The sequence below is a fragment of the Massilia pseudoviolaceinigra genome (genome assembly GCF_030846505.1).
GTDB classification, from domain to species: Bacteria; Pseudomonadota; Gammaproteobacteria; order Burkholderiales; family Burkholderiaceae_D; genus Telluria_A; species Telluria_A violaceinigra.
Genome location: NZ_JAVCWL010000016.1, coordinates 33,052 through 55,668 on the forward strand (window position 1 = coordinate 33,052; position 22,617 = coordinate 55,668).

17 protein-coding genes and 5 tRNA genes are annotated in these 22,617 nt (G+C 61.1%); 6 read left to right on the plus strand and 16 right to left on the minus strand.

The genetic code is table 11. The annotated features are described in order from the left end of the window. Positions 1-5 precede the first annotated feature (5 nt). Positions 6-1,490, plus strand: coding sequence for an NAD(P)H-hydrate dehydratase (locus tag RBA40_RS16855; protein ID WP_306649039.1), 1,485 nt, complete (start codon positions 6-8; stop codon positions 1,488-1,490). Positions 1,491-1,605: 115 nt separating this feature from the next. Here the strand turns inward: RBA40_RS16855 and RBA40_RS16860 are convergent, their stop codons facing one another. Next, positions 1,606-2,322 (minus strand): ABC transporter ATP-binding protein, encoded by a 717-nt coding sequence (locus RBA40_RS16860; RefSeq protein WP_099882717.1) that lies wholly within the window; start codon positions 2,320-2,322, stop codon positions 1,606-1,608. Between RBA40_RS16860 and RBA40_RS16865 the strand changes: the two genes are divergently transcribed. Genes RBA40_RS16865 through RBA40_RS16875 form a run of 3 tightly spaced genes read left to right on the plus strand, consistent with a single transcriptional unit; the run spans position 2,321 to position 5,321 of the window. Further along, positions 2,321-2,950 carry an arylesterase gene (locus RBA40_RS16865; RefSeq protein WP_374710506.1) on the plus strand — a complete coding sequence of 210 codons (630 nt, stop codon included), beginning with the start codon at positions 2,321-2,323 and terminating at the stop codon, positions 2,948-2,950. The genes RBA40_RS16860 and RBA40_RS16865 overlap by 2 nt on opposite strands. Continuing rightward, the gene (mnmH, locus tag RBA40_RS16870) at positions 2,947-4,002 is read left to right on the plus strand and encodes a tRNA 2-selenouridine(34) synthase MnmH (protein WP_306648957.1); all 1,056 of its coding nucleotides are present in this window, start codon (positions 2,947-2,949) and stop codon (positions 4,000-4,002) included. Before RBA40_RS16865 ends, mnmH begins: the two co-directional genes overlap by 4 nt. A gap of 23 nt (positions 4,003-4,025) precedes the next feature. Further along, positions 4,026-5,321: a PoNe immunity protein domain-containing protein gene (locus tag RBA40_RS16875; RefSeq protein ID WP_306648958.1), complete on the plus strand. Its 1,296-nt coding sequence runs from the start codon at positions 4,026-4,028 to the stop codon at positions 5,319-5,321. A 21-nt stretch (positions 5,322-5,342) separates the two neighbouring features. Here RBA40_RS16875 and RBA40_RS16880 read toward each other — a convergent pair whose 3' ends face one another. Both RBA40_RS16880 and RBA40_RS16885 read right to left on the minus strand, forming a co-directional pair. Then, positions 5,343-6,092, minus strand: a complete 750-nt coding sequence (locus RBA40_RS16880) for a hypothetical protein (protein ID WP_306648959.1) — start codon at positions 6,090-6,092, stop codon at positions 5,343-5,345. Positions 6,093-6,127: 35 nt separating this feature from the next. Further along, complete coding sequence (locus RBA40_RS16885; protein ID WP_306648960.1) at positions 6,128-6,556, minus strand: pentapeptide repeat-containing protein; 429 nt, start codon at positions 6,554-6,556, stop codon at positions 6,128-6,130. 62 nt (positions 6,557-6,618) lie between these two features. Here RBA40_RS16885 and RBA40_RS16890 point away from each other — a divergent pair, with 62 nt between their 5' ends. Next, the gene (locus tag RBA40_RS16890) at positions 6,619-7,131 is read left to right on the plus strand and encodes a hypothetical protein (RefSeq protein ID WP_306648961.1); all 513 of its coding nucleotides are present in this window, start codon (positions 6,619-6,621) and stop codon (positions 7,129-7,131) included. An 87-nt stretch (positions 7,132-7,218) separates the two neighbouring features. On the opposite strand, the gene RBA40_RS16895 is transcribed toward RBA40_RS16890, so the two are convergent. The 11 genes from RBA40_RS16895 to RBA40_RS16945 form a co-directional block, all read right to left on the minus strand. Then, positions 7,219-9,150, minus strand: coding sequence for a SurA N-terminal domain-containing protein (locus RBA40_RS16895; protein WP_306648962.1), 1,932 nt, complete (start codon positions 9,148-9,150; stop codon positions 7,219-7,221). Between the two features lie 211 nt (positions 9,151-9,361). Continuing rightward, positions 9,362-9,438 (minus strand) — tRNA-Asp (locus RBA40_RS16900). 22 nt (positions 9,439-9,460) lie between these two features. Then, positions 9,461-9,537: transfer RNA gene (locus RBA40_RS16905), tRNA-Asp, on the minus strand. A gap of 24 nt (positions 9,538-9,561) precedes the next feature. Continuing rightward, a tRNA-Asp gene (locus tag RBA40_RS16910) sits at positions 9,562-9,638 on the minus strand. Positions 9,639-9,668: 30 nt separating this feature from the next. After that, positions 9,669-9,744 (minus strand) — tRNA-Val (locus RBA40_RS16915). Positions 9,745-9,810: 66 nt separating this feature from the next. After that, positions 9,811-10,083, minus strand: a complete 273-nt coding sequence (gene hbs / locus RBA40_RS16920) for a non-specific DNA-binding protein Hbs (protein ID WP_054262580.1) — start codon at positions 10,081-10,083, stop codon at positions 9,811-9,813. A 159-nt stretch (positions 10,084-10,242) separates the two neighbouring features. Continuing rightward, positions 10,243-12,660 (minus strand): endopeptidase La, encoded by a 2,418-nt coding sequence (lon, locus tag RBA40_RS16925; protein ID WP_374710507.1) that lies wholly within the window; start codon positions 12,658-12,660, stop codon positions 10,243-10,245. A gap of 285 nt (positions 12,661-12,945) precedes the next feature. After that, positions 12,946-14,214 carry an ATP-dependent Clp protease ATP-binding subunit ClpX gene (gene clpX, locus RBA40_RS16930; protein WP_099879298.1) on the minus strand — a complete coding sequence of 423 codons (1,269 nt, stop codon included), beginning with the start codon at positions 14,212-14,214 and terminating at the stop codon, positions 12,946-12,948. A gap of 274 nt (positions 14,215-14,488) precedes the next feature. After that, the gene (gene clpP, locus RBA40_RS16935; RefSeq protein WP_166879491.1) at positions 14,489-15,106 is read right to left on the minus strand and encodes an ATP-dependent Clp endopeptidase proteolytic subunit ClpP; all 618 of its coding nucleotides are present in this window, start codon (positions 15,104-15,106) and stop codon (positions 14,489-14,491) included. A gap of 37 nt (positions 15,107-15,143) precedes the next feature. Next, on the minus strand, positions 15,144-16,484 hold the full coding sequence (gene tig, locus RBA40_RS16940) for a trigger factor (RefSeq protein WP_306648963.1): 1,341 nt from the start codon (positions 16,482-16,484) through the stop codon (positions 15,144-15,146). Between the two features lie 34 nt (positions 16,485-16,518). Then, positions 16,519-16,605: transfer RNA gene (locus RBA40_RS16945), tRNA-Leu, on the minus strand. Positions 16,606-16,831: 226 nt separating this feature from the next. Between RBA40_RS16945 and RBA40_RS16950 the strand changes: the two genes are divergently transcribed. Then, positions 16,832-18,199, plus strand: coding sequence for an MATE family efflux transporter (locus RBA40_RS16950; RefSeq protein ID WP_306648964.1), 1,368 nt, complete (start codon positions 16,832-16,834; stop codon positions 18,197-18,199). 125 nt (positions 18,200-18,324) lie between these two features. Here the strand turns inward: RBA40_RS16950 and RBA40_RS16955 are convergent, their stop codons facing one another. Both RBA40_RS16955 and RBA40_RS16960 read right to left on the minus strand, forming a co-directional pair. Continuing rightward, positions 18,325-21,426 (minus strand): efflux RND transporter permease subunit, encoded by a 3,102-nt coding sequence (locus RBA40_RS16955; protein WP_306648965.1) that lies wholly within the window; start codon positions 21,424-21,426, stop codon positions 18,325-18,327. Next, complete coding sequence (locus RBA40_RS16960; RefSeq protein WP_306648967.1) at positions 21,423-22,577, minus strand: efflux RND transporter periplasmic adaptor subunit; 1,155 nt, start codon at positions 22,575-22,577, stop codon at positions 21,423-21,425. Before RBA40_RS16960 ends, RBA40_RS16955 begins: the two co-directional genes overlap by 4 nt. Positions 22,578-22,617: the final 40 nt, after the last annotated feature.

Sequence of the window (22,617 nt, forward strand, 5' to 3'; positions counted from 1 at the left end):
TTATGATGAAATCACTGTACAACGTGGCCGAAATCCGCAGTATCGAACAGACCATGGCAGCGGCCCTGCCGGCCGGCACGCTGATGCAGCGCGCCGGCGAAGCGGCCACCGGCGCCGCGCGCGACATGCTGGCCCGGCGCAAGGTGCTGGTGCTGGCTGGCCCGGGCAACAATGGCGGCGACGCGCTCGAAGTGGCGGCCAACCTGGCCGGTGCCAACACCGATCTTGACGCCGATGTCACGGTACTGCATCTTCCCGGCGCGGCGGCGCCCTCGCCCGAAACAGCGCAGGCGCTGGCCCGCGCGCGCGCCAGCAAGGCGCACTTTGTCGATACCCTGCCGCTGGGGCGCGACTGGGGCCTGATCGTCGATGGCCTGTTCGGCATCGGCCTGGCGCGCCCGCTGGCTGGCGAGATGCGTTCGCTGGTCGAGACCATCAATGCACTCGGACGGCCGGTGCTGGCGCTCGATGTACCGAGCGGGCTCGATGCCGATACCGGCGCCGTGATCGGCCCGGACGGCGTTGCGATCCACGCCACGCGCACGATTACCTTCATCGCCGACAAGCCCGGGCTGCATACGTATGAAGGACGCGACTACGCCGGCCAGGTGCAGGTGGCGCCGCTCGGCATCGATCCGGGCCAGCGGCCGCCAGCCGGGGCGCGCCTGAACGAGCCGGCGCTGTTTGCGCGCCACCTCGCGCCGCGCCGGCATAACAGCCATAAAGGCAGCTTTGGCGATGTGGCCGTGGTCGGCGGCGCCAAAGGCATGGGTGGCGCGCCCCTGCTGGCGGCGCGCGGGGCCCTGTTTTGCGGGGCCGGGCGGGTGTTTGTGGCCGCCATCGACCCGGTGGCTGCGGTCGATGGCGGCCAGCCCGAAATCATGATGCGCGACGCCCAGGAGTTCGACAGCGGCGAAGGCACGCTCGTGATCGGGCCGGGCATGGGCGACTCGGTCACCGCCATGCGGGTGCTGTTCAAGGCGCTCGAAGGCACGGCGCCGCTGGTGCTCGATGCCGATGCGCTTAACCTGCTCGCGGCCAGTCCGGACTTGCAGGGACGGCTGGCGCAGCGCGTGGCGCCGGCGATCCTGACGCCGCATCCGCTGGAGGCGGCGCGGCTGCTGGGCGTGACCAGCGGCGTTGTTCAGGGCGACCGGCTGGCCGCGGCGCGCGAACTGGCATCGCGTTTGAATGCGGTGGTGGTGCTCAAGGGATCGGGCAGCGTGATTGCGAATGCCAGTGGGGCGGCGGTGATCAATCCGACCGGGAACGCGGGATTGGCGACGGCGGGCAGCGGTGACGTGCTGGCGGGGATCTGCGGCAGTTTGCTGGCGCAAGGGTGGCAGGCGTGGGAGGCGGCGCTCGGCGCGGTGTGGGTGCATGGCGCGGCGGCCGACCGGCTGGTGGCGCAAGGGAGCGGGCCGATTGGCTTGACGGCGGGCGAGTTGCCGGTGGCGGCGCGCGCGGTGCTCAATGCGCTGGCGCGCTGAGGCACCGTTTCGTCAATTCGCTACACCTTGCTCCGTCGTTCCTGCTATTGGCAGAAACGACTTCCTGCGCGGGAACGACGGATTATGGTTCGGTGGCTAACGGAAACCGCTAGACCTAAACCAACCGCCCACCCGCAATCGTAATCGTCCGTCCACAACGCGCCGCAATCGACGGATCGTGCGTGACCAGCACCAGGGTCGACCCGCGTTCGCGGTTCAATTCGAACATCAGCTGAATCACCGCCTCGCCGGTGGCCGCATCGAGGCTGCCGGTCGGCTCGTCGGCGAACAGCAGCGGCGGCTCGGTAACGAACGCGCGCGCCAGGGCCACGCGCTGCTGCTCGCCGCCCGACAAAAATTTCGGATAATGCTTCAGGCGGCTCGACAGCCCTACCCGTCCCAGCATCGCCGCCGCCTTTTCCTTGGCGTCGCTTTCGCCGCGCAATTCCATCGGCAACATGACGTTTTCCAGCGCATTCAAGTGCGCCAGCAACTGGAACGACTGGAATACGAAGCCCAGCTTGGCCTTGCGCAGGCTGGCGCGGCCATCTTCATCGAGCGCGAAGATATCGTCGCCGGCGAGGATCACCTTGCCGGACGATGGCGTGTCCAGGCCGGCAAGCAGCCCAAGCAAGGTCGACTTGCCCGAACCGGACGCGCCCACGATCGCGAGCGTCTCGGCCGGTTGCACTGTAAAATCCACACTGTGCAAAATGGTGAGCTCGCCGCTGGCGTCGGCCACCCGTTTCGACAGGCCGATCACCTCGATCGCCGCCGGCGCCTTTGCATGGTCACTTACGTAACGATTGGAAGAGTCAGGAATGTCACGCATGCTTGTTTATCTCAAAAAATGGTCTGTTTGCGGGCTGCTGATGCTGGCCGCCTCGGCGAGCGCCTATTCTGCACCAAAAACCGTGCTTGTGCTGGGCGATAGTCTCTCCGCCGAGTATGGCCTGAGCCGCGGCGCCGGCTGGGTCGCGCTGCTGGAGCAGAAACTCAAGGCTGAAAAAATCGACGCCGCCATCGTCAACGCCAGCATCAGCGGCGAAACCACCAGCGGCGGCCGCGCGCGCCTGCCGGCCCTGCTCACGCAGCACAAGCCGGACATCGTGGTCATCGAACTGGGCGCCAACGACGGCCTGCGCGGCCTGCCGGTGCCGGCCGCCGAAACCAATATGCGCACCATGATCGAGCTGGCGCAGAAGAACAAGGCGCGCGTGCTGCTGGTCGGCATGCGCATTCCGCCCAACTACGGGCGCGATTACACCGAGCGTTTCTTCGGTATGTACAAGTCGCTGTCGACCCAGTACAAGGCGCCGCTGGTGCCGTTCATGCTCGACGGCGTGGCCGACAAGCCGGCGCTGTTCCAGCCCGACCGCCTGCATCCGAACGCCCAGGCCCATCCGGTCATCCTGGCGAACATCTGGCCTCATTTCCTCGCACTGGTGAAATCCCGATGAAATATCCCGCCCTGGAGAATTTTGCTTCGCTGCTGCCGCAGCTCGACCAGTTCGACTGCATCATCGACGCGCGCAGCGAGTCCGAGTTCGCCCTCGACCATCTTCCCGGCGCCATCAACTGCCCGGTCCTGAGCGACCCGGAGCGCGTGCGGGTGGGCACCATGTACAAGCAGATCAACGCCTTCGAGGCCAAGAAGGTCGGCGCGGCGCTGGTGGCCAAGAACATCGCGCGCCATATCGAAACGCTGTGGCTGGACAAGCCCAAGGAATGGCGGCCGCTGGTGTATTGCTGGCGTGGCGGCAACCGCAGCGGCTCGATGGCGCTGATCCTGGCCAAGATCGGCTGGCCGTCGGTGCAGCTCGACGGCGGCTACAAGGCGTACCGCGCGTATGTCAGCGCGGCGCTGCTGGAAACGCCCGTGCCGGAATTGAAGGTTATCTGCGGCACCACGGGCAGCGGCAAGAGCCGCCTGCTGCAGGTGCTCGATTCGATCGGCGCGCAGGTGCTGGACCTGGAACAGCTGGCCGCGCACCGCGGCTCGGTGCTGGGCAATCTGCCGAGCAAGCCGCAGCCGTCGCAAAAGATGTTCGAAACCCTCATCTGGGAAAAACTGCGCCGCTTCGATCCGGCCCGGCCCGTGTTCGTGGAATCGGAAAGCAAGAAGGTCGGCCAGTTGCGCGTGCCGGACGCGTTGATGAACAAGATGCGGCAATCGTCGTGCGTGTCGTTGATGCTGTCGCGGCCGAACCGGGTGCGCCTGCTGATGGAAGACTACCAGCATTTCACCGAGAGTCCGGACACGCTCAATACGCAGCTCGACTGCCTGACGCTGCTGCACGGACGCGACAAGATCGACAGCTGGCACGCGCTGGCCAGCGGCGGGCAGATGCCGGTGCTGGTGGACGAATTGCTGGCCGCGCACTACGATCCGGCTTACCTGCGCTCGATCGACCGCAATTTCATCCAGGTCGGCAAGGCCGAGGTGGTGCAGCTGGACGATATCGGCGAGGCGGATTTCCTGGCCGCGGCGCACCATTTGAATGCCGCGTGAACAACCTTTGACAACTTGACCGCATGAGCACACCGCGTAACCTGAGCAGCACGCCTGCCGAGATGGAATCCCATGTCGGCGACGCCGACACCAGCGTCGCTTTTCCCCTGCGCCGCTATGCGGAAGAGCCGGAAAATTCGTTCAATCAGTACGAACTGCTGACCATTCCCCGCTATCAGCAAAAATGTCTGCTGCACCGTTTCGGGCGCGGCGACTCGCTCGACAGCATCCGTGCCTGGTTCGTGGACGACATGCTGCCCACCTTGCGCAGCACGCAGGAAACGAGCAAGAAGCTGTTCCCGGAGCATGACGTGCTGATTGATGCGGGCGAACCATGGGCCTTGCTGTGGCTGTTTGCCTTCGTCTGCTTCGACGACAAGGGCACGGAACTGGCGCGCGCCGACACCTGGTTCACGCGCGAGGACGGCCCGGTGTTGTTCGACATGATGCTCAAGGCATTTGTTCCATCGACGTCGTACGCCAAGGAATACGATCCAACGTTCTCGGAGCCGAAAGACGAAGCGGTCATCGATGCGCTGCTGCTGGACGAACCTGCGCGCACGCGCGCACTGGAAGCATGCATGCGCCAGTGGCCGAAACTGATGAAGCCATCCGGCTACCGTGAAGCGCCGGCCGCAGGCAAACATATCTTCCTGCATTTCCCGTTCGAGATTGCGCTGGCGGTGTGTGCCTACGATATCGACGACAGCACCTTCCGCGACCTGCCCTACTATCCGCGCGAGCTGGTCGACTATTACCGTGAACACGTGCGCGGCAAGCGCGATGCGTGGCGCGCCACGGGTGCTGGCGCGGGACCGGAAATTCCGCCTTCGCCGCACCTGCAGCCGAAAAAAGTCTACTCCCTCAAGCCTGCCGAGGCGTACGTGCGCTGGCTGGAGCTGGCCTGCAACGAGCAGGCCGACATCGTCACCAAGGCGCACAAGGGGCTGAAGAAGCGCAAGAGCATGCCGGCGCTGTGCAGCGCGATGGAGGTGCTGGCCGGGCTGGGTTATGGCGCGCAGGCGGACTTGAAGGACGACGAGTCGCTGGCCGACCATGTGGTGGCCATGTGCGCCGCGCGCGGCTTGCCCGGATTCACGCCACCGCCGCCGCCGCCGGAGGGCCCTGCCCGCATCAGCAAGATCCTGTCGAGGTTGCAGGCATGGGCGGCCGGGCAAGGCCAGCAGTTGTTCGTCCTCAACGACGACGATGACGACAACTGGAACGCGCTCCTGGTACGGGCCGATGCGAAGGATGAATTTACGCTGCTGTGCGAACAGTTGTCGCTTGAGGTGCTTGACGAGGATGGCTGGAGCTGAGACTTCGTCAGCCCCTTTTATTCACGAAATAAGATGCCGGAATGTCGGTTCGATGTTTTTTGAATGCAGGAAGCGCACGATGTCTTCCAGCGTGGCGTCGCGCAGCAGCAAGCCATCGGCGCTGGGGGCAGGCTCGCGTGGCGGCACGCTGACGCTCGCCTTGACGGGCGCACCATGCGCCTGTTCGAGTACGTCGAGGGCATGCTGGAACTGTTTGGCGCTGATGCGCTCCACGCGCTCGAGCAGCGCTGCCTGGCCTGCCAGCGGCGGCGGCATTTCCAGCCCGGACTCGTCGGCAAAGGAAGCGCCCAGGCCCGGATCGATGAATGCGGCCCACTTGCCGCTGTGCGGGTCGAGGCAAGGCGGCAATTCCACCGGGGCGCTGGCCGCGTCCGCAAGCACGTCCATGTCCGGGGTGTAGGCCCGGCGGAGCAATTCCAGAAACGTTTGAACCCGGGCGACCGGCGTGGGCGTGTCCAGCGACATCCACAGGTAGTAGCCATTGGCACCCGAAATACTGACTGCCGGCGCGGGAAAGCCAAGCTCGGCCTGCAAGGCGTTTGCCAGCGTGCACAGGCGCATCCAGTGCTGCGCTTCTTCGGCACCGGGCGTTTTTCGGAAGGCGATGACGATGGCACGCGTGCGGCCGGTATCGTCCGCCGAATCGATCGCAAGGGAGGATTGGCCCAACCGGCGCTGCGCCAGCGTTTCTGGCGACAAGCTACCTTCGGGCAGGTATAACCTCGTCAATTCCGACATCAATTTCTGCATCTGTTTCCTTGAATCGGACCGCATCGGCCTGCTGCTTAGGCTCGTCCTTTCGCGTATTTTGCCACAGGACGCCTCGATGCCGGAGGCCTGCTGAGAAACTCGGCTTCAAGACCTGGGCAACGGGTCTGCGTGCATTTGTACCAAGCGTTATCATTGAACGAGCAGACGCCGTTCAGATTGTCTTTCACAAAATGGCAATCGACGAACTCGCACTCGACGAACTTGCATCCTGCAAAGCTGGTACCGCGAAATGTACAGTCCGTGAATTTTACGTTGACGAACAGCGCGCAATTAAACAGGCCCCAATACCACGTGCAGCGCTCAATGGTGCAGCCGATAAAAGTGGAATCCACATTCCCGCCCTCGGTATCGATCCCGATAAATTCGCAATACCGATAAATATGATCGTTCCACCCGGCCGGTTTTCGCAAGGATGTTTCGAATCGTTCGCCTTCATATAACATGTAATGCGCTCCAAATTAATCGGTTATGCTGGATGTTGCCAACACCTGCCCTCGGAAACGCCTTGAATTCTCCCTACCGCCCCCCTGCCGCCCAATTCGCCAATCAATCCGCCACAGGTACCGATATTCGCCGGCGCGGAGCCGCTATCTTCGCCACACTCCCCTCGCTCTTGCTCATTATCTTTCAGGGAAATAGTTTTTACGTGCATCCGGTGTGGACAGAAATCCGCGTCTTTGAGCCGAGCTACACGATGACGCCATTGGTCCTGATAAGCGCAGTTACAGGTCATGCCATTGCGCTTCAATGTATTCAGGCATCGGCGTCGCGCATGATCGGACTGGGCGCGGCGGCTGCTGCGATGTGGGCGATGACCGCAGTCGTCGCGGGCAACCTCATTCTTGACAAAGCGACGCAATTCAATCTTGTCGCGGTGCTCGCACAATGGGCAGTCATCGTTGCGTTCTTCTTGCCAATCATAATAGTGAAATGCGTAATCCTGCGGCATTATGGCCGTGCCATGCTGGCACCGGACGACAAGCCAATAGCAGGCATCGCCAACGGCCCCCCTCAATGAGGCCAACGCTAAGCCTCAAGGGGCGATGAGAGGCGAAAAAAAACCCGGCAGCGCGAGCGACCGGGTTTTTATCTGCCTGAACAGCGATTACTTCACCGCAGGGACAGCTGGCGTATCGGCTGCGGCGACTTCAGTCTTGACCGTGACCTTGGCCTTGGCTTTTTGCTTGAGCGCATCGATGTAATTATGCATCTCAGCCTGGCCAATACGCTGGGCAATGTCCTGCTGCTCCGCTGCGCGGCGCGCCACGTCCGGCTTGGCTGCTTGCGCGACCTTGCCGATGCGATAGACGCCGTAGCCGATGCCCGGCAGGTCCACGCCAACATAGGCTGGCAGCTTGCTCGTGTCTGCCTTCAGAACGGCGGTCAGCGCGGTCGGGTTGATGCCCGTCGGCGCGGCACGGCTCACTACCTTGGCTTCGCCGAAACCGGCGGCGTCGCCGCTGGTCTTGGCGGCAGCGATCTTCGCTTCGCCGGCTTTCTTGGCCAGGTTGGCCGCTTCCTGCTCAGCCACGCGGGCACGGATGACGGTGTCGACTTCGGCCAGCGGACGCTTGGTCGCCGGCTTGTACTCCAGTACCCGGGCAGCGATCAGCGTGCTTGGCGTGGCCTGGATGGCATCGGTATTGTGCTTGTTCTTGAGCACGCTATCCGAGAACACCGCGTTCAGGAACTTGACGTTGTTGAACGGTGCATTTCCCAGGGCCGGATTCGGCGTGCGCGACAGGTTGTCGATCGTTTCGATCTTCAGCTTGAGCTTGTCCGCGGCCGGTTTCAGGCTATCAGACTGGTCGTACACGGTCTCGCTGAAGACCTGCGCCAGTTCCGAATACTTCTTCGACATCTTCGGCTTCTTGACTTCGGCAACGATGGCATCCTTGACTTCGTCGAACGGCTTGACGACCTCGGGAACCAGCTTGGTCACGGTCAGGATGTGGTAACCGGATTCCGATTCCACCACGTCGCTGATTTCACCCTGCTTGAGCTTGAAGACGGCCGGTTCCAGCGCGGCGCTGAGGAACTCGCCCTTCTTCGCCTGGCCCAGATCGCCGCCCTGCTCGGCCGTGGCCACGTCTTGCGACTTGGCTTTGGCAACCTCGGCAAAACTCTCCGGCGCCTTGCGCAGCTCGGCCAGCACGGCGTCGGCCTTGGCTTTGGCGGCGGCCTTGTCGGCAGCGCTCGCGCCTTTGGCGACGGTGAACATGATGTGGCTGTATTGGCGATCTTCCGGCGTGGTGTAGCGCTTCACGTTGCTCTTGTAGAACTCGCTCACTTCGGCATCGGTCACGCTGACCAGGCCCTCGACCGCGGCGGCGTCGAACATGATGTATTCGATCTTGACCTTTTCCGGAATCTGGAACAGGGCGGCATTCTTGTCGTAGAAGGCCTTGACCATCTCGTCGGTGACCTTGACCTGGGCTTGCTGCTCCTTGGCCGGGAACAGCATTTCCTGCACTTCGCGTTCCTGGTCGAACATGTCGGACAGGCGCGAGGCGATGGCGCGCGGAACGAATGCCGTTTCCTGCACGGTGCCGGTCAGTTGCTGCAGCGCGAAACTGCGGCGCAGGCTATCTTCGTACTGGGGCGCCGTCATGCGCGCGTTGTTCAGCGCGGCCTTGTACACTTCCACGTCAAACTTGCCGTTGGTATGGAAATTCTCATCCTGCTGGATCGTGTTGACCAGCACATCGTCGCCCACCGTCAGGTGGCTGCGGTCGATTTCGGTTTCCACGGCGCGCTGCGCGACCAGGTTATTGAGGATCTCACGCTTGAATTCAGGCGTATCGAAGCGCTTCTGGTCGAACTGCGCACCCATCATGGCGCGATAGCGGTCGATCTGCTTGCGCTGGGCATCTTCCCATTCGGGCTGCGTGATCTTCTTGCCGTTCACATTCGCCACTTCGATGGTACTGTCGGTGTTTTCGTTGGTGGCCATTCCACCGACGACCAGGAACGAGGCTGCCAGCAATACGAGCATGACCTGGATCCAGCGCTTGTGATTACGAATAAATTCAAACATGGTTTGCCAATTCGAGATAAATAAAATTGCGATTGAATGCGATTGAGACGCACATATAAAAAAAGGCGAACTTTCGTTCGCCTCTTCTTTTTTTTTGACAGGACTGCCAGGACCCGGCCGCCTTGTGCGAACCATGGAATCGGCATGCTGGCGACTCCTGAACCCCGGCGCACTTCCCGTTCGGGAACTGCACCATCGTACTGCTATATGCTGGCGGAGCGGACGGGACTCGAACCCGCGACCCCCGACGTGACAGGCCGGTATTCTAACCAACTGAACTACCACTCCTAAATCGTTTCTTCTTTTTCATTGGCGGAGCGGACGGGACTCGAACCCGCGACCTCCGACGTGACAGGCCGGCATTCTAACCAACTGAACTACCACTCCTCAAATCAACTTCGTATTTTTTATTGGCGGAGCGGACGGGACTCGAACCCGCGACCTCCGACGTGACAGGCCGGCATTCTAACCAACTGAACTACCACTCCGTAAAAAATACTGTACAACATGCCAGGCTCTGGTGGGGGCTGAGAGGCTCGAACTCCCGACCCGCGCCTTGTAAGGGCGCTGCTCTACCAACTGAGCTAAACCCCCGTAAGCACACTTGTGTCACCAAGTGCTTCCGACATTTTCCGGTGATTGTCACCTCACCGAAGGACATTAGTTTACTGCATCTTTAAGCGCTTTACCAGCTTTAAATTTAGGAACTTTCGCGGCCGCGATCTTGATCGCTTCCTTGGTGCGTGGATTGCGTCCGGTACGCGCGGCGCGCTCGCCCACCGAGAAGGTGCCGAAGCCGACCAGGGTCACGCTGTCGTTCTTCTGCAGGCTGGCGGTGACGGCATCGATCATCGCGTCGAGCGCGCGCGTGGCCGAGGCCTTGGTGATGTCCGCCGACTTCGCGATTTCTTCGATCAATTCTGTTTTGTTCACTTGTGCCCCGTTACATAAGATGTGCGGCGAAAAGAAATCCGCAGCGCGTATTAAACAAGCCGTCCATCTGCCTGTCAAGCCAAATACAAACCCAAGCGCCTGGCCAAAAAAGAAACAAGCGTCCGAAGACGCTTGCTTGGGTACTGCGCTACTGCAGGTTTAGTGCTTGACGATGTCCGTTTGCGGAGCCGCGCCATCGACCTGGGTGGTCGCTGCCACAGCGGCGACGGCGGGTACTTCCACCACTGCCGTCGGCATGCGTTCCAGCGCGATTTCGAGCACCTTGTCGATCCAGCGAACCGGAACGATTTCGAGCTTGTTCTTCACGTTGTCCGGAATCTCGGCCAGGTCCTTGACGTTCTGCTCCGGAATGAGCACCGTCTTGATGCCGCCGCGATGCGCCGCCAGCAGCTTCTCTTTCAGGCCGCCGATCGGCAGCACTTCGCCGCGCAGGGTGATCTCGCCCGTCATCGCCACGTCGGCGCGTACCGGAATGCCGGTAAATACCGACACCAGCGCGGTGGTCATCGCGATACCGGCCGATGGACCATCTTTCGGCGTCGCGCCTTCCGGCACGTGAATGTGAATGTCGGCTTTTTCGAACACGTCATTCTTGATGCCGAGCCGGTTGGCGCGCGAACGCACCACGGTGCGCGCCGCTTCGATCGATTCCTTCATCACGTCGCCCAGGGTACCGGTGCGGATCACGCCGCCCTTGCCCGGCATTTGCACCGCCTCGATGGTCAAGAGATCGCCGCCCACTTCGGTCCATGCAAGGCCAACCACCTGGCCGATCTGGTTTTCTTTCTCGGCCACGCCGAAATCGTAACGGCGCACGCCCAGGAACTTGTCGACGTTCTTGTTGTTGACCGTGACCTTTTTATCGGCCTTTTTCAACAGCAGCATCTTGACCACCTTGCGGCAGATCTTCGAGATTTCGCGCTCAAGCGATCGCACGCCGGCTTCCCGGGTGTAGTAACGGATGATGTCGCGGATCGCGCCTTCAGCGACGGCGATTTCTTCTTCCTTCAGGCCATTGGCCTTGATCTGCTTGGGCAGCAGGTAACGCTGGGCGATGCTGGTCTTTTCATCTTCCGTGTAACCGGACAGGCGAATGACTTCCATGCGGTCGAGCAGGGCCGGCGGAATGTTGAACGAATTCGAGGTCGCCACGAACATCACGTCCGACAGATCGAAGTCGACTTCGATGTAGTGGTCCGAGAACGTGTGATTCTGTTCCGGGTCCAGCACTTCGAGCAGGGCCGACGACGGATCGCCGCGGAAATCCGCGCCCATCTTGTCGATTTCATCGAGCAGGAACAGCGGGTTGCGCACGCCGACTTTCGCCAGCGATTGCAGCACCTTGCCCGGCATCGAACCGATATACGTGCGGCGGTGGCCACGGATCTCGGCTTCGTCGCGCACGCCGCCCAGGGCCATGCGCACGAACTTGCGGTTGGTGGCCTTGGCGATCGATTGGCCGAGCGAGGTCTTGCCCACGCCCGGAGGACCGACGAAGCACAGGATCGGCGCTTTCAGTTTGTCGACGCGTTGCTGGACCGCGAGGTATTCCAGAATGCGTTCTTTCACCTTGTCCAGACCATAGTGATCGCCTTCGAGCACTTTTTCGGCGTTCGACAGATCGTTATTGACCTTGGACTTTTTCTTCCACGGCAGATTGACCAGGGTGTCGATGTAGTTGCGCACGACAGTGGCTTCAGCCGACATCGGCGACATCAGCTTGAGCTTCTTGAGTTCGTTGGTAGCCTTGTCCAGCGCTTCCTTCGGCATCTTGGCGGCGATGACTTTTTTCTCGAGTTCGTCGATATCGGCGCCATCTTCGCCCTCGCCCAGTTCTTTCTGGATCGCCTTGACCTGCTCGTTCAGATAGTACTCGCGCTGCGATTTTTCCATCTGGCGCTTGACGCGGCCGCGGATGCGTTTTTCCACTTGCAGAATGTCGAGCTCGCCTTCGAGCTGGCCGAGCAGATGCTCAAGACGCTTGGCGACGTTGAAGATTTCGAGGATCACCTGCTTCTGCTCAAGCTTGAGCGGCAGATGGGCGGCGACCGTATCGGCCAAGCGGCCGGCATCGTCGATCCCTGCCAGCGAAGCGAGGATTTCAGGTGGAATCTTCTTGTTCAGTTTAACGTACTGGTCGAACTGCTGGACGATCGCGCGGCGCATCGCCTCGACTTCGGAATCGTCGCCGATTTCCGAACTGAGCGGGGTCAGGTCCGCGATGAAGTGCGTCGGCGCATCGCTGATGTGGTTGATGCGCGCACGCTGGGCGCCTTCGACCAGCACCTTGACGGTGCCGTCGGGCAGCTTGAGCATTTGCAGGATGTTCGCCACGCAACCGATCTCGTAGATGTCGGACGCGGATGGCTCGTCTTTGGCGGCGGCCTTCTGGGCGGCCAGCATGATGCTCTTGCCCTGCTCCATGGCTGCTTCCAGCGCCTTGATGGATTTCGGACGGCCGACGAACAATGGGATCACCATATGCGGGAAGACGACCACGTCGCGCAACGGCAGTAAGGGCAGCGTCGTTTGCTCGGTTAATTTGGAAGTTGTCATGGCATACCTTATAGAAAGCGTGTTTACGATGTTGGCACTGACTGCCAAAACACAAGACCGGCAGATAAAATATTTCTACAAGTTATTTGAACAATTCATCAACTTGATTCAAATACAACCGGAATAATCTAAAAAAATTTTATCGGAACATCAAATAAAAAAGCCACCGCGCAGCGGTTCCGCTGCGAGTGGCTTTTCGAGTGAAGCCTGATTCTTTTATTGAGGTAAATTGTACCGCCAAGAATTCAGGAATCAATGCTTTTGTTGCGTGCGGAGCGCAGAATTTCAGTTTTCGCCCGATGCTTTTGCGCTTTCGCTGTAAATCAGTAAAGGTTTGGCGCCGTTCGTGATCGAATTTTCATCGATAACGACCTTGATGACATTCTGCTGATTTGGCAATTCGTACATCACATCGAGCAGTGCATGTTCAAGAATGGAACGCAAACCGCGCGCACCGGTCTTGCGTGCCAGTGCCTTGCGGGCAATCGCATGCAAGGCGGCCGGACGGATTTCCAGTTCCGCGCCTTCCATTTCCAGCAACTTGGAATACTGTTTAATCAACGCATTCTTCGGCTCGATCAGAATCTGGATCAGCGCTTCTTCAGTCAGTTCCGACAGGGCGGCAACCACCGGCAGGCGGCCCACCAGTTCCGGAATCAGGCCGAACTTGATCAGGTCTTCCGGTTCGGCTTCGAGCAGCACGTCGGCGCTGGCGCGCTGCGATTCGCTCTTGACGCTGGCCGAGAAGCCGATGCCGCTCTTTTCGGAACGGTTCTGGATGATCTTGACCAGGCCGTCGAACGCGCCGCCACAGATGAACATGATGTTGGTCGTGTCGATCTGGACGAAATCCTGGTTCGGATGCTTGCGCCCGCCTTGTGGCGGTACCGATGCCATCGTGCCTTCGATCAGTTTCAGCAAGGCTTGCTGCACGCCTTCGCCGGACACGTCGCGGGTAATCGACGGATTGTCCGATTTGCGCGAAATCTTGTCGATTTCATCGATGTAGACGATGCCGCGCTGAGCCTTGTCGACTTCGTAATTGCAGCTTTGCAGCAGCTTCTGGATGATGTTCTCGACGTCTTCGCCCACATAACCGGCTTCGGTCAGGGTGGTGGCGTCGGCGATCACGAACGGCACGTTGAGCATGCGCGCCAGCGTCTGCGCCAGCAGGGTCTTGCCCGAACCGGTAGGACCGACCAGCAAGATGTTGCTCTTTGCCAGTTCGACTTCATCCTTCTTGCCCAGGTGCTTGAGGCGCTTGTAATGGTTGTAGACCGCAACGGACAGGATGCGCTTGGCGGTTTGCTGGCCGATCACGTACTGGTCCAGCAATTCCTTGATTTCGTTCGGGGTCGGCAGGTCGGACTTGGCGCCGGCCACCGTTTCCACGTTCGAGGTCTCGTCGCGGATGATGTCGTTACACAGGTCGATGCATTCGTCGCAAATGAAGACGGATGGACCTGCGATGAGTTTCTTCACCTCGTGCTGGCTCTTGCCGCAGAACGAGCAGTAGAGGAGTTTTTCGCCGCTGGAGGATTTTTTGTCTGACATGGGGCAGGTTTCTATTGAATTGCTATAAATGTAACGCGAACCGACGCGCAACAAGGGGGCGCGCTATCAGCATGCTACCCGAAATAAAAACGAAACGCCCGAACGTTGTAGCGCACGGGCGTTTTTTGAGCAACACCTGAGGACGTCCCGGCCTACCTGCTGCACAGCCAGTTCCTGAACCGGCGTGGCGCGCCCTGCTTGCACAGGGCGGCGCGACGCGCGGCAAGAACGGACAGGCTCGCTACGGTTGCCCGACACGACCCGCGCTGACGATTTATTCGCGCTTCGCAAGGACTTTGTCGATCAGACCATATTCCGCGGCTTCCTCGCCCGACATGAAACGATCGCGGTCGGTATCCTTGTGGATCTGTTCCATCGTCTTGCCCGTACGTTCGGCCAGGATATGGTTCAGGCGCTCACGCAGGTAGAGGATTTCCTTGGCCTGGATTTCGATGTCCGAGGCCTGCCCTTGCGAGCCACCCGACGGCTGGTGAATCATGATGCGCGAATTCGGCAGCGAGAAACGCTTGCCCTTGGCGCCAGCGGCCAGCAGGAAAGCACCCATCGACGCGGCCATCCCGGTGCACAGGGTCGACACGTCCGGCTTGATGAAGTTCATCGTATCGAAGATCGCCAGGCCGGCCGAAACCGATCCGCCAGGCGAGTTGATGTAGAGCGAAATATCCTTGTCCGGATTCTCGCTCTCGAGGAACAGCAGCTGGGCGACGATCAGGTTGGCCATCTGGTCATGCACCGGCCCGACCATGAAAATCACACGTTCCTTGAGCAGGCGCGAGTAAATATCGTACGAGCGCTCGCCGCGGCCGCTCTGCTCCACGACCATCGGAATGAGGCCGAGTGCTTGTGTATCCAATGCCGGATTATGGTTCATACCTGTCTCTTCCTTTGTAAGCAGCCTAAAGCAGACTTTAAGCTTGTGCGTTGCTTCCCATCAACTCGTCGAATGCAACAGCCTTGGCTGTGACTTTCGCGATACCGAGTACATAGTTAACGACGTTTTCTTCCAATACAAGAGCTTCGACTTCCGACAGGCGGCGGCGATCGCTGTAATAGTACTTGAGTACTTCACGCGGATCTTCGTAGCTTTGGGCGAAATCTTCGATCTGCGCCTTGACCTGCTCAGGGGTAGCCTGCAGCTTGTTGTCGCCAACCAGTTGCGACAGGATCAGGCCCAGGCGCACGCGGCGCTCGGCCTTGGTGGCGAACAGGTCTTGCGGGAATGGCATGTCCTTGACATCCATGCCGCGCTGCGCCATGTCCTGGCGGGTCATTTCGGCCAGACGCTCGGCGTCCTGGGCGATCATGACTTTAGGAACTTCCATGTCGGTGACCTTGACCAGGGCATCCATCACGGCTTCCTTGTTGCGTGCCTTGACGCGGCCCGCGACTTCGCGTTCCAGGTTGACCTTGATGTCGGCGCGCATTTTTTCCAGATCGCCATCTTCCATGCCCAGCGACTTGGCGAACTCGGCATCGACTGCCGGCAGGTGCGCCCATTCCAGCTTCTTGAGGGTGATGGTGAAGTCGGCGGTTTTGCCGGCCACGTCAGCACCGTGGTAATCGACCGGGAAAGCCAATGGGAAGGTTTTTGCTTCGCCGACCTTCAGGCCGACGGTGGCTGCTTCGAATTCCGGCAGCATGCGGCCTTCGCCGAGCACGAATGCGTAGTCTTCAGCTTTGCCGCCTGGGAATTCAACGCCATCGATCACGCCGACGAAGTCGACGGTCACGCGGTCGCCATTGGCTGCGACCGGCTCGCCGCCGTCGCCGTGTTCGCCGGCTTCACCCTTGGTGTGGTAATGCACGCGCTGCTTGCGCAGGATTTCGATGGTCTTTTCGATTTCCGCGTCCGACACGTCGGCTTTCACGGTTTCGATCTCGACGCCCGACAGGTCGCCGATGACGACTTCAGGATAGACCTCGAAGGTGGCGTCGAACGACAGCACGCCTTCGGCGGAATCTTCCTTTGGTTCGATTTTTGGGAAACCGGCAACGCGCAGCTGGTTCTCGTTGGCGGCGTCATTGAACGCGCGGCCGACTTTATCGTTGAGCACGTCCGATTCGATCTGGTAGCCATATTGCTGCGCGACCATTTTCAGTGGAACTTTGCCTGGACGGAAGCCAGGTGCCTTGGCCGTCTTGGCCTGCTGTTTCAGGCGCTTTTCCACTTCCGTACGGACGTCAGTCAGCGGAAAAGAGATCGTCAAGCGACGTTCGAGTTTACCCAGGGTTTCGACTGCAGTTGCCATTGTAAAAATCGTCCAAAAAATAGTATTAAACTCGTGGTGCGAGGAGGGGGACTCGAACCCCCACACCATTGCTGGCGTCAGGACCTAAACCTGGTGCGTCTACCAATTTCGCCATCCTCGCGGGATCGCATTGACCGCCATCATCGGCGAGAGAATGCACCTTTCCATCTGAAAAAACAAAGGGCGCCCGACAGTGAAACCGGCCGCCCTGCACTGCCTTTGTTAGGGGCTACAACTTCAACCCGGTATTTTACTGGATTTTCTGACCACATAGGGCGTTTTTTGAAACGGACTCAGGCGGCGTATAATTTGGAAACGTTTTCAGTCCTTTAGAGAAATACCTCTGCATGTCTTCCAATCACATTAACAAAGTGCGCCAGGCGAGTTTATTCGCCATGACGTGGCCGATCTTCATCGAGCAGCTCTCGCATATTCTGCCGGGGATTGTCGATACCTTCATGGTCAGCCACCTGGGCGACTCGGCCGTGGCCGGGCTGGCGGTGGCCAACCAGATTGTCGGCTTTTGCATCATTCTGTTTTCGTTCGTCGGCATCGGCAGCGCGGTCGTGCTCACCCACTACCTGGGCGCGGGCGACCATGCCGGCGCCCAGCGCGTGGCGGCCACGGCGGTGGGTATCAACTTCTGGCTCGGGGTGGTGGTCAGTCTGGCGATCTGGGCGTTCTCGGCCGACATGCTGCGCCTGCTGCACCTGCCGCCGCAACTGATGCCCTACGCCCAGCCGTTTCTGGCGCTGATGGGCGGCACCCTGTTCCTCGAATCGATCAATATCGCGTTCGGCTCGGTACTGCGCGCGCATGGGCACACGCGCGAAGCGATGTATGTCGCCATCGGCATGAACGTGCTCAATCTGATCTTGAATGTGGTGTTGATTTTCGGCCTGCTGGGTGCGCCCAAGATGGGCGTGATCGGGGCGGCGCTGTCGACCGTCATCAGCCGCGCCGTGGCCTGCCTGGCCCTGGCCTGGCTGGTGCGGCGCCAGCTCAAGCTGGGCGTGCGCCTGTCGTGGTTCCTGAACCTGTCGCGCGATACGCTCTCGCGCATCCTCAGGATCGGCTTGCCGGCGGCGGGCGAGAATCTGTGCTGGCAAGCCAGCTTCATGGTGATCACGTACTTTGTCGGGCAAATGGGCGTGGTCCAGCTGGCGACGTTCTCGTATGCGATTCAGCTGTCGATGATCATGATGATGCTGGGAATTTCGATCGGCATCAGCACCGAGATCATGATCGGCCACATGATCGGCGCCGGCGAGTTCGATGAAGCCTACCGCCAGTTGCTGCGCAGCTTGCGCGTGGGCCTGGGGGTGACGGTGGTGACGACCTGCGTGGTGGTGCTGCTGGCGCCGTGGCTGCTGGGCTTTTTCAGCAAGGACCCGGCGATTGTGGCCGGCGGCGCGGTACTGCTGCGCATCAGTCTGCTGCTGGAACCGGGGCGCACGTTCAATCTGGTGGTGATCAATTCACTGCGGGCAACGGGCGATGCGCGCTTTCCGGTGCTGATGGGCGTGTGTTCGATGTGGGGCGTGGCGGTGCCGCTGGCATGGCTGCTGGGCCTGCATTTGGGCTGGGGATTGATTGGCGTGTGGATCGCGTTCACCTGCGACGAATGGGTGCGCGGGCTGGCGATGTATGCGAGGTGGAAGAGCCGGGTGTGGGAAAAGCATGCGCACGCAGTGCGGGCGCATGTGGCGGCTTGAGTTACCCGTCGTTCCCGCGCCAAGGCGGCACTCGGCGGGAACCCAAGTCCGTTGCTCAGTCGTAGGCTTCGGCGCAAACTTGGATCCCCGCCTTCGCGGGGATGACGGCTCAAAAACCAATCGATTTAGGTACGCAGCGCCACTGCTTCCACCGGCTTCTTGACCCGGAACCACGCCGCATACAACGCCGGCAGGAACAGCAAGGTCAAGGCCGTCGCCACCACCAGACCACCCATGATGGCGACCGCCATCGGGCCCCAGAACACAGAGCGCGACAGCGGAATCATCGCCAGCGCGGCCGCCGCGGCCGTCAAGACGATCGGCCGGCAGCGCCGTACCGCCGCCTCGATCACCGCATTCCACGGCTCGGCACCGGCAGCGATATCCTGCTCAATCTGATCGACCAGAATCACCGAATTGCGGATGATCATGCCGAACAGCGCAATCACACCCAGATTCGCGACGAATCCGAACGGCCGGTCCAGGATCAGCAGCGCCATGGCGGCACCGGCCACGCCCAGCGGACCGGTCAGGAACACCAGCAGCGAACGCGAGAAGCTGTGCAGCTGCAGCATCAGCAAGGTGAACACAATGAACAGCACCAGCGGCACGTTCGCCGCGATCGACGCTTCCGCGGCCGCGCTGTCGGCAGCGGCGCCGGCCAGCGAGATCGTGTAGCCCGGCGGCAGCGCCGCGCGCAGGTCGGCCAGCTTCAGGCCGATCTGGTCCGACACGGTCGGCCCCTGGATGCCATCGATCACGTCGGACTGCGCCGTGATCGCCCATTCGCGGCCTTCACGCCACACCACGCCCGGCTCCCACACAAAATGGGCGCGCGCGATCTGCGAAATGGTCACCGACTTGCCCGATGCCGTCGGGATGTTGGTGTCGTTGAGCACCGCCATGGTCGCGCGCTCTTCCACCGGCTGGCGTACCACGATGTCGATCAGCTTGTTGTCCTCGCGGAACTGGCCGATGGTCGTGCCCGACAGAATGGTATTGGCCGCACGCATCACCGTTTGCGAGGTCACGCCCAGCGCGCGCAGTTTTTCCTGGTCCAGGTCGAGACGCAGCACCTTGATCGATTCGTTCCAGTTGTCGTTGACGCCGATCGCATTCGGATTGGCGCGCATGATGTCCTTGACCTTGTCGGCAAAATCGCGCACGACGGCGATTTCGGGACCGGCCACGCGGAACTGCACCGGATACGGCACCGGCGGCCCGTTCGGCAGCAGCTTGACCCTGCCGCGCACTTCGGGGAAGTCCTTCTTGAAGATGTCGACAATCTTCAGGCGCAGCGCCTCGCGCTTCTCCAGGCCCTTGGCCAGCACCACCACTTGCGAGACGTTCGATTGCGGGAAGATCTGGTCCAGCGGCAGATAGAAACGCGGGCTGCCGGTGCCGACATAGCTGGTCACGCTCTCGACATCGGTTTCCTTGGCCATCAGCTTCTCGAACTTCTTCACCAGCGCTTCGTTGGCGCGGAACGTGGTGCCTTCGGGCGTCCACATCTCGACCATCAGCTCGGGCCGGCTGGAATCGGGGAAGAATTGCTTCTCGATAAAGTTGAAGCCATACACGCCGAGGAAAAACACGCCCAGGCTCAGCGCAATGGTGGTCTTGCGCCATTCCACGCACCAGGTCACGACGCGGCGGAAACGCTGGAAACCGGGCGTATTGAACAGGTCGTGCTCGCCCTCGCCGGCCGCGTGCGGCTTGACCTTGAGGATCAGGTAGCCGATGTACGGCGTAAACACCACCGCCACCAGCCACGAAATCAACAGCGCCAGCGCATTGACCGAGAACATCGAAAAGGTGTACTCGCCGGCAGCCGACTTGGCCAGGCCGATCGGCAGGAAGCCGGCGGCCGTGATCAGGGTGCCGGTCAGCATCGGCATCGCGGTGGAGGTGTAGGCGAAGGTAGCCGCCTCGAAGCGCGACATGCCCTCCTCCATCTTGCGCACCATCATTTCGACGGCGATGATGGCGTCATCGACCAGCAAGCCGAGCGCGATGATCAGCGCGCCGAGCGAAATCTTGTGCAGGTCGATGTCGAACATGCGCATGAACAGGAAGGTAATGGCCAGCACCAGCGGAATGGTCAGCGCCACCACCAGGCCGGGCCGCGCATCGATGCGCAGCGGCTTGGTATGCAGGCCCAGCGCCAGGAAACTGACCGCCAGCACGATCACGACCGCTTCGATCAGCACCTTGATGAACTCGCTCACCGAGGCCGTCACCGCGCGCGGCTGGTCCGATACCCGTTCGAGTTCGATGCCGACCGGCAGCTTGGCCTTGATGCGGGCCACGGTTTCATCGAGCCCCTTGCCCATCTGAATGATATTGCCGCCCTTTTCCATCGACACGCCCAGGCCGATGACTTCCTTGCCGTTAAACCGCATCTTTTCCAGCGGCGGATCCTGGTATTCGCGCTTGATGGTGGCGAAGTCGCCCAGGCGGAAGGTGGTGCCGTTGGCGCGCAGCTCCAGGTTTTCGAGGTCCTTGGCGCTGGTCAGGGCGCCGGTGACGCGCACTTGCAGGTTGTCCGTTTCGGTGACCAGCACGCCGGTCGATTCGACCGAGTTTTGCGTGGCGATCTGGTTGGCGATGACTTCGAACGGCACGCCGAGCTGGGCAAATTTCTTGTGCGAGAACTCGATATTGAGTTTTTCCGTCTGCACGCCGAACTGCTCGACTTTCGATACCAGCGGCACTTGCAGCAATTGCTGGCGCACGAAGTCGGCATATTCCTTGACCTCGGCGTAGTTGAAGCCGTCGGCCGAAAGCGCGAAGATCGAGCCGTAGGTGTCGCCGAATTCATCGTTGAAGAACGGTCCGATCACCCCGGCCGGCAAGGTGCCGCGGATGTCGCCGATCTTCTTGCGCACCTGATACCAGGCGTTGGCGGTCTCGCGCGGGGGCGTCGATTCGCGCAGCTGCAAAATGATGATCACTTCGCCCGGCTTGGAATAACTCTTGATCTTGTCGATGTAGGGCGTTTCCTGCAGCTTCCTTTCCAGCTTGTCGGTGACCTGCTCGGCCATCTGCACCGCGGTCGACCCCGGCCAGATCGCGCGCACCACCATCACGCGGAACGTAAACGGCGGATCTTCATCCTGCCCCAGATTCATGTAGCTGATCACCCCGCCCAGCAGCAGCGCGACCATCAGGTAGCGCGTCAGCGGAATATGCTCGAGCGCCCAGCGAGAAAGATTGAACCCCTTCATTTGGCAACCTCAACCTTTGCTGCTGCCGGTGCTGCCGCCGGCGCCGCTGCCTGCGGTGCGGGTTTCGCAGCCGGCAGCGGGTCGCTCGACGAGGTATCCGGCGGCAGGATCGTCACTTTCTGGCCCTGCTTGAGCAGGTTCACGCCCGCCGTCACCACGGTCTGGCCGGACGTCACGCCGCTGGCCAGCACCACCTCGTTGCCGGACGTGCCAGCAATGCTTACCGGCACCATGCGCGCCACGCCCTTCTCGACCACCCACACCGAGGTAGTGTTCTTTTCGTGATACAGCGCCGTCAGCGGCACCTTGATCTGCGGCGTGGCCATGGTGCTGGCGAACTGCACCATGGCAGTCATGCCCAGCTTGACGTCGGCCGCGCTGTCGGGAATCGATACCTTGACCGCGTAGGTGCGGGTGGCGGGGTCGGCCACCGGCGACACTTCACGCACCTTGCCGGGAATAACCACATCCTTGTTGGCCCACAGGCGCACGGTCACGTCGGTGAGCTTGCGCAATTGTTCGACCTTATCTTCCGGCAAGCCAATCACGATTTCCTTCTCGCCCATCTTGGCCACGCGCACCACCGGCGTGCCCGGCGAGACCACCTGCCCCACTTCCGCGTCCACGGCCGTGACCACGCCATCGACATCCGACACCAGAGTGGCGTAGCCCGCCTGGTTCGACTGCCCGAAATAGGCCGCCTGGGCCGCATCGACGCTGGACTGCGCCGAGCTGAACGCCGACACCTTGGCGTCGAGCACGGCCTGGCTGACGAAATTTTTCACGCGCAATTCCTGATAGCGCTTCAGTTCCGCCTTGGCCAGGTCGCGCCCGGTTTCCGCCGCGCGCAGGTTGGCCTTGGCCTGGGCCTGCGACAACTTCAAGTCTTGCGGATCGAGCTGCATCAGCACCTGGCCCTTCTTGACCACCGTGCCGGCGTCGACCTTGCGCGCGGTAATCTTGCCGCCAACCCGGAAACCGAGGCGCGACTCGACCCGCGCCCGCACCTCGCCGGCGAATTCGGCGTTCACGCCCACGCTGCTCGACGTCAGCACCACGGCGCGTACGGGACGGATGTCCTCGGTTTTTTCGGCGGGCTTGGAGCAGGCGGACAGCAGTGCTGCCATCACGGCGGCACTGAGAACGGTCATCGGGGCCAAAGGTCTTTGGCGCAGGTTTTTCACGGGGAAC

Excerpts from the sequence above, each read along its gene's own strand:
- RBA40_RS16855 (WP_306649039.1), top strand. The coding sequence starts at position 6 with ATGAAATCACTGTACAACGTGGCCGAAATCCGCAGTATCGAACAGACC.
- RBA40_RS16865 (WP_374710506.1), top strand. The coding sequence starts at position 2,321 with ATGCTTGTTTATCTCAAAAAATGGTCTGTTTGCGGGCTGCTGATGCTG.
- RBA40_RS16860 (WP_099882717.1), bottom strand. The coding sequence starts at position 2,322 with ATGCGTGACATTCCTGACTCTTCCAATCGTTACGTAAGTGACCATGCA.
- mnmH (WP_306648957.1), top strand. The coding sequence starts at position 2,947 with ATGAAATATCCCGCCCTGGAGAATTTTGCTTCGCTGCTGCCGCAGCTC.
- RBA40_RS16875 (WP_306648958.1), top strand. The coding sequence starts at position 4,026 with ATGAGCACACCGCGTAACCTGAGCAGCACGCCTGCCGAGATGGAATCC.
- RBA40_RS16880 (WP_306648959.1), bottom strand. The coding sequence starts at position 6,092 with ATGCAGAAATTGATGTCGGAATTGACGAGGTTATACCTGCCCGAAGGT.
- RBA40_RS16885 (WP_306648960.1), bottom strand. The coding sequence starts at position 6,556 with ATGTTATATGAAGGCGAACGATTCGAAACATCCTTGCGAAAACCGGCC.
- RBA40_RS16895 (WP_306648962.1), bottom strand. The coding sequence starts at position 9,150 with ATGTTTGAATTTATTCGTAATCACAAGCGCTGGATCCAGGTCATGCTC.
- lon (WP_374710507.1), bottom strand. The coding sequence starts at position 12,660 with ATGACAACTTCCAAATTAACCGAGCAAACGACGCTGCCCTTACTGCCG.
- clpX (WP_099879298.1), bottom strand. The coding sequence starts at position 14,214 with ATGTCAGACAAAAAATCCTCCAGCGGCGAAAAACTCCTCTACTGCTCG.
- clpP (WP_166879491.1), bottom strand. The coding sequence starts at position 15,106 with ATGAACCATAATCCGGCATTGGATACACAAGCACTCGGCCTCATTCCG.
- tig (WP_306648963.1), bottom strand. The coding sequence starts at position 16,484 with ATGGCAACTGCAGTCGAAACCCTGGGTAAACTCGAACGTCGCTTGACG.
- RBA40_RS16950 (WP_306648964.1), top strand. The coding sequence starts at position 16,832 with ATGTCTTCCAATCACATTAACAAAGTGCGCCAGGCGAGTTTATTCGCC.
- RBA40_RS16955 (WP_306648965.1), bottom strand. The coding sequence starts at position 21,426 with ATGAAGGGGTTCAATCTTTCTCGCTGGGCGCTCGAGCATATTCCGCTG.
- RBA40_RS16960 (WP_306648967.1), bottom strand. The coding sequence starts at position 22,577 with ATGACCGTTCTCAGTGCCGCCGTGATGGCAGCACTGCTGTCCGCCTGC.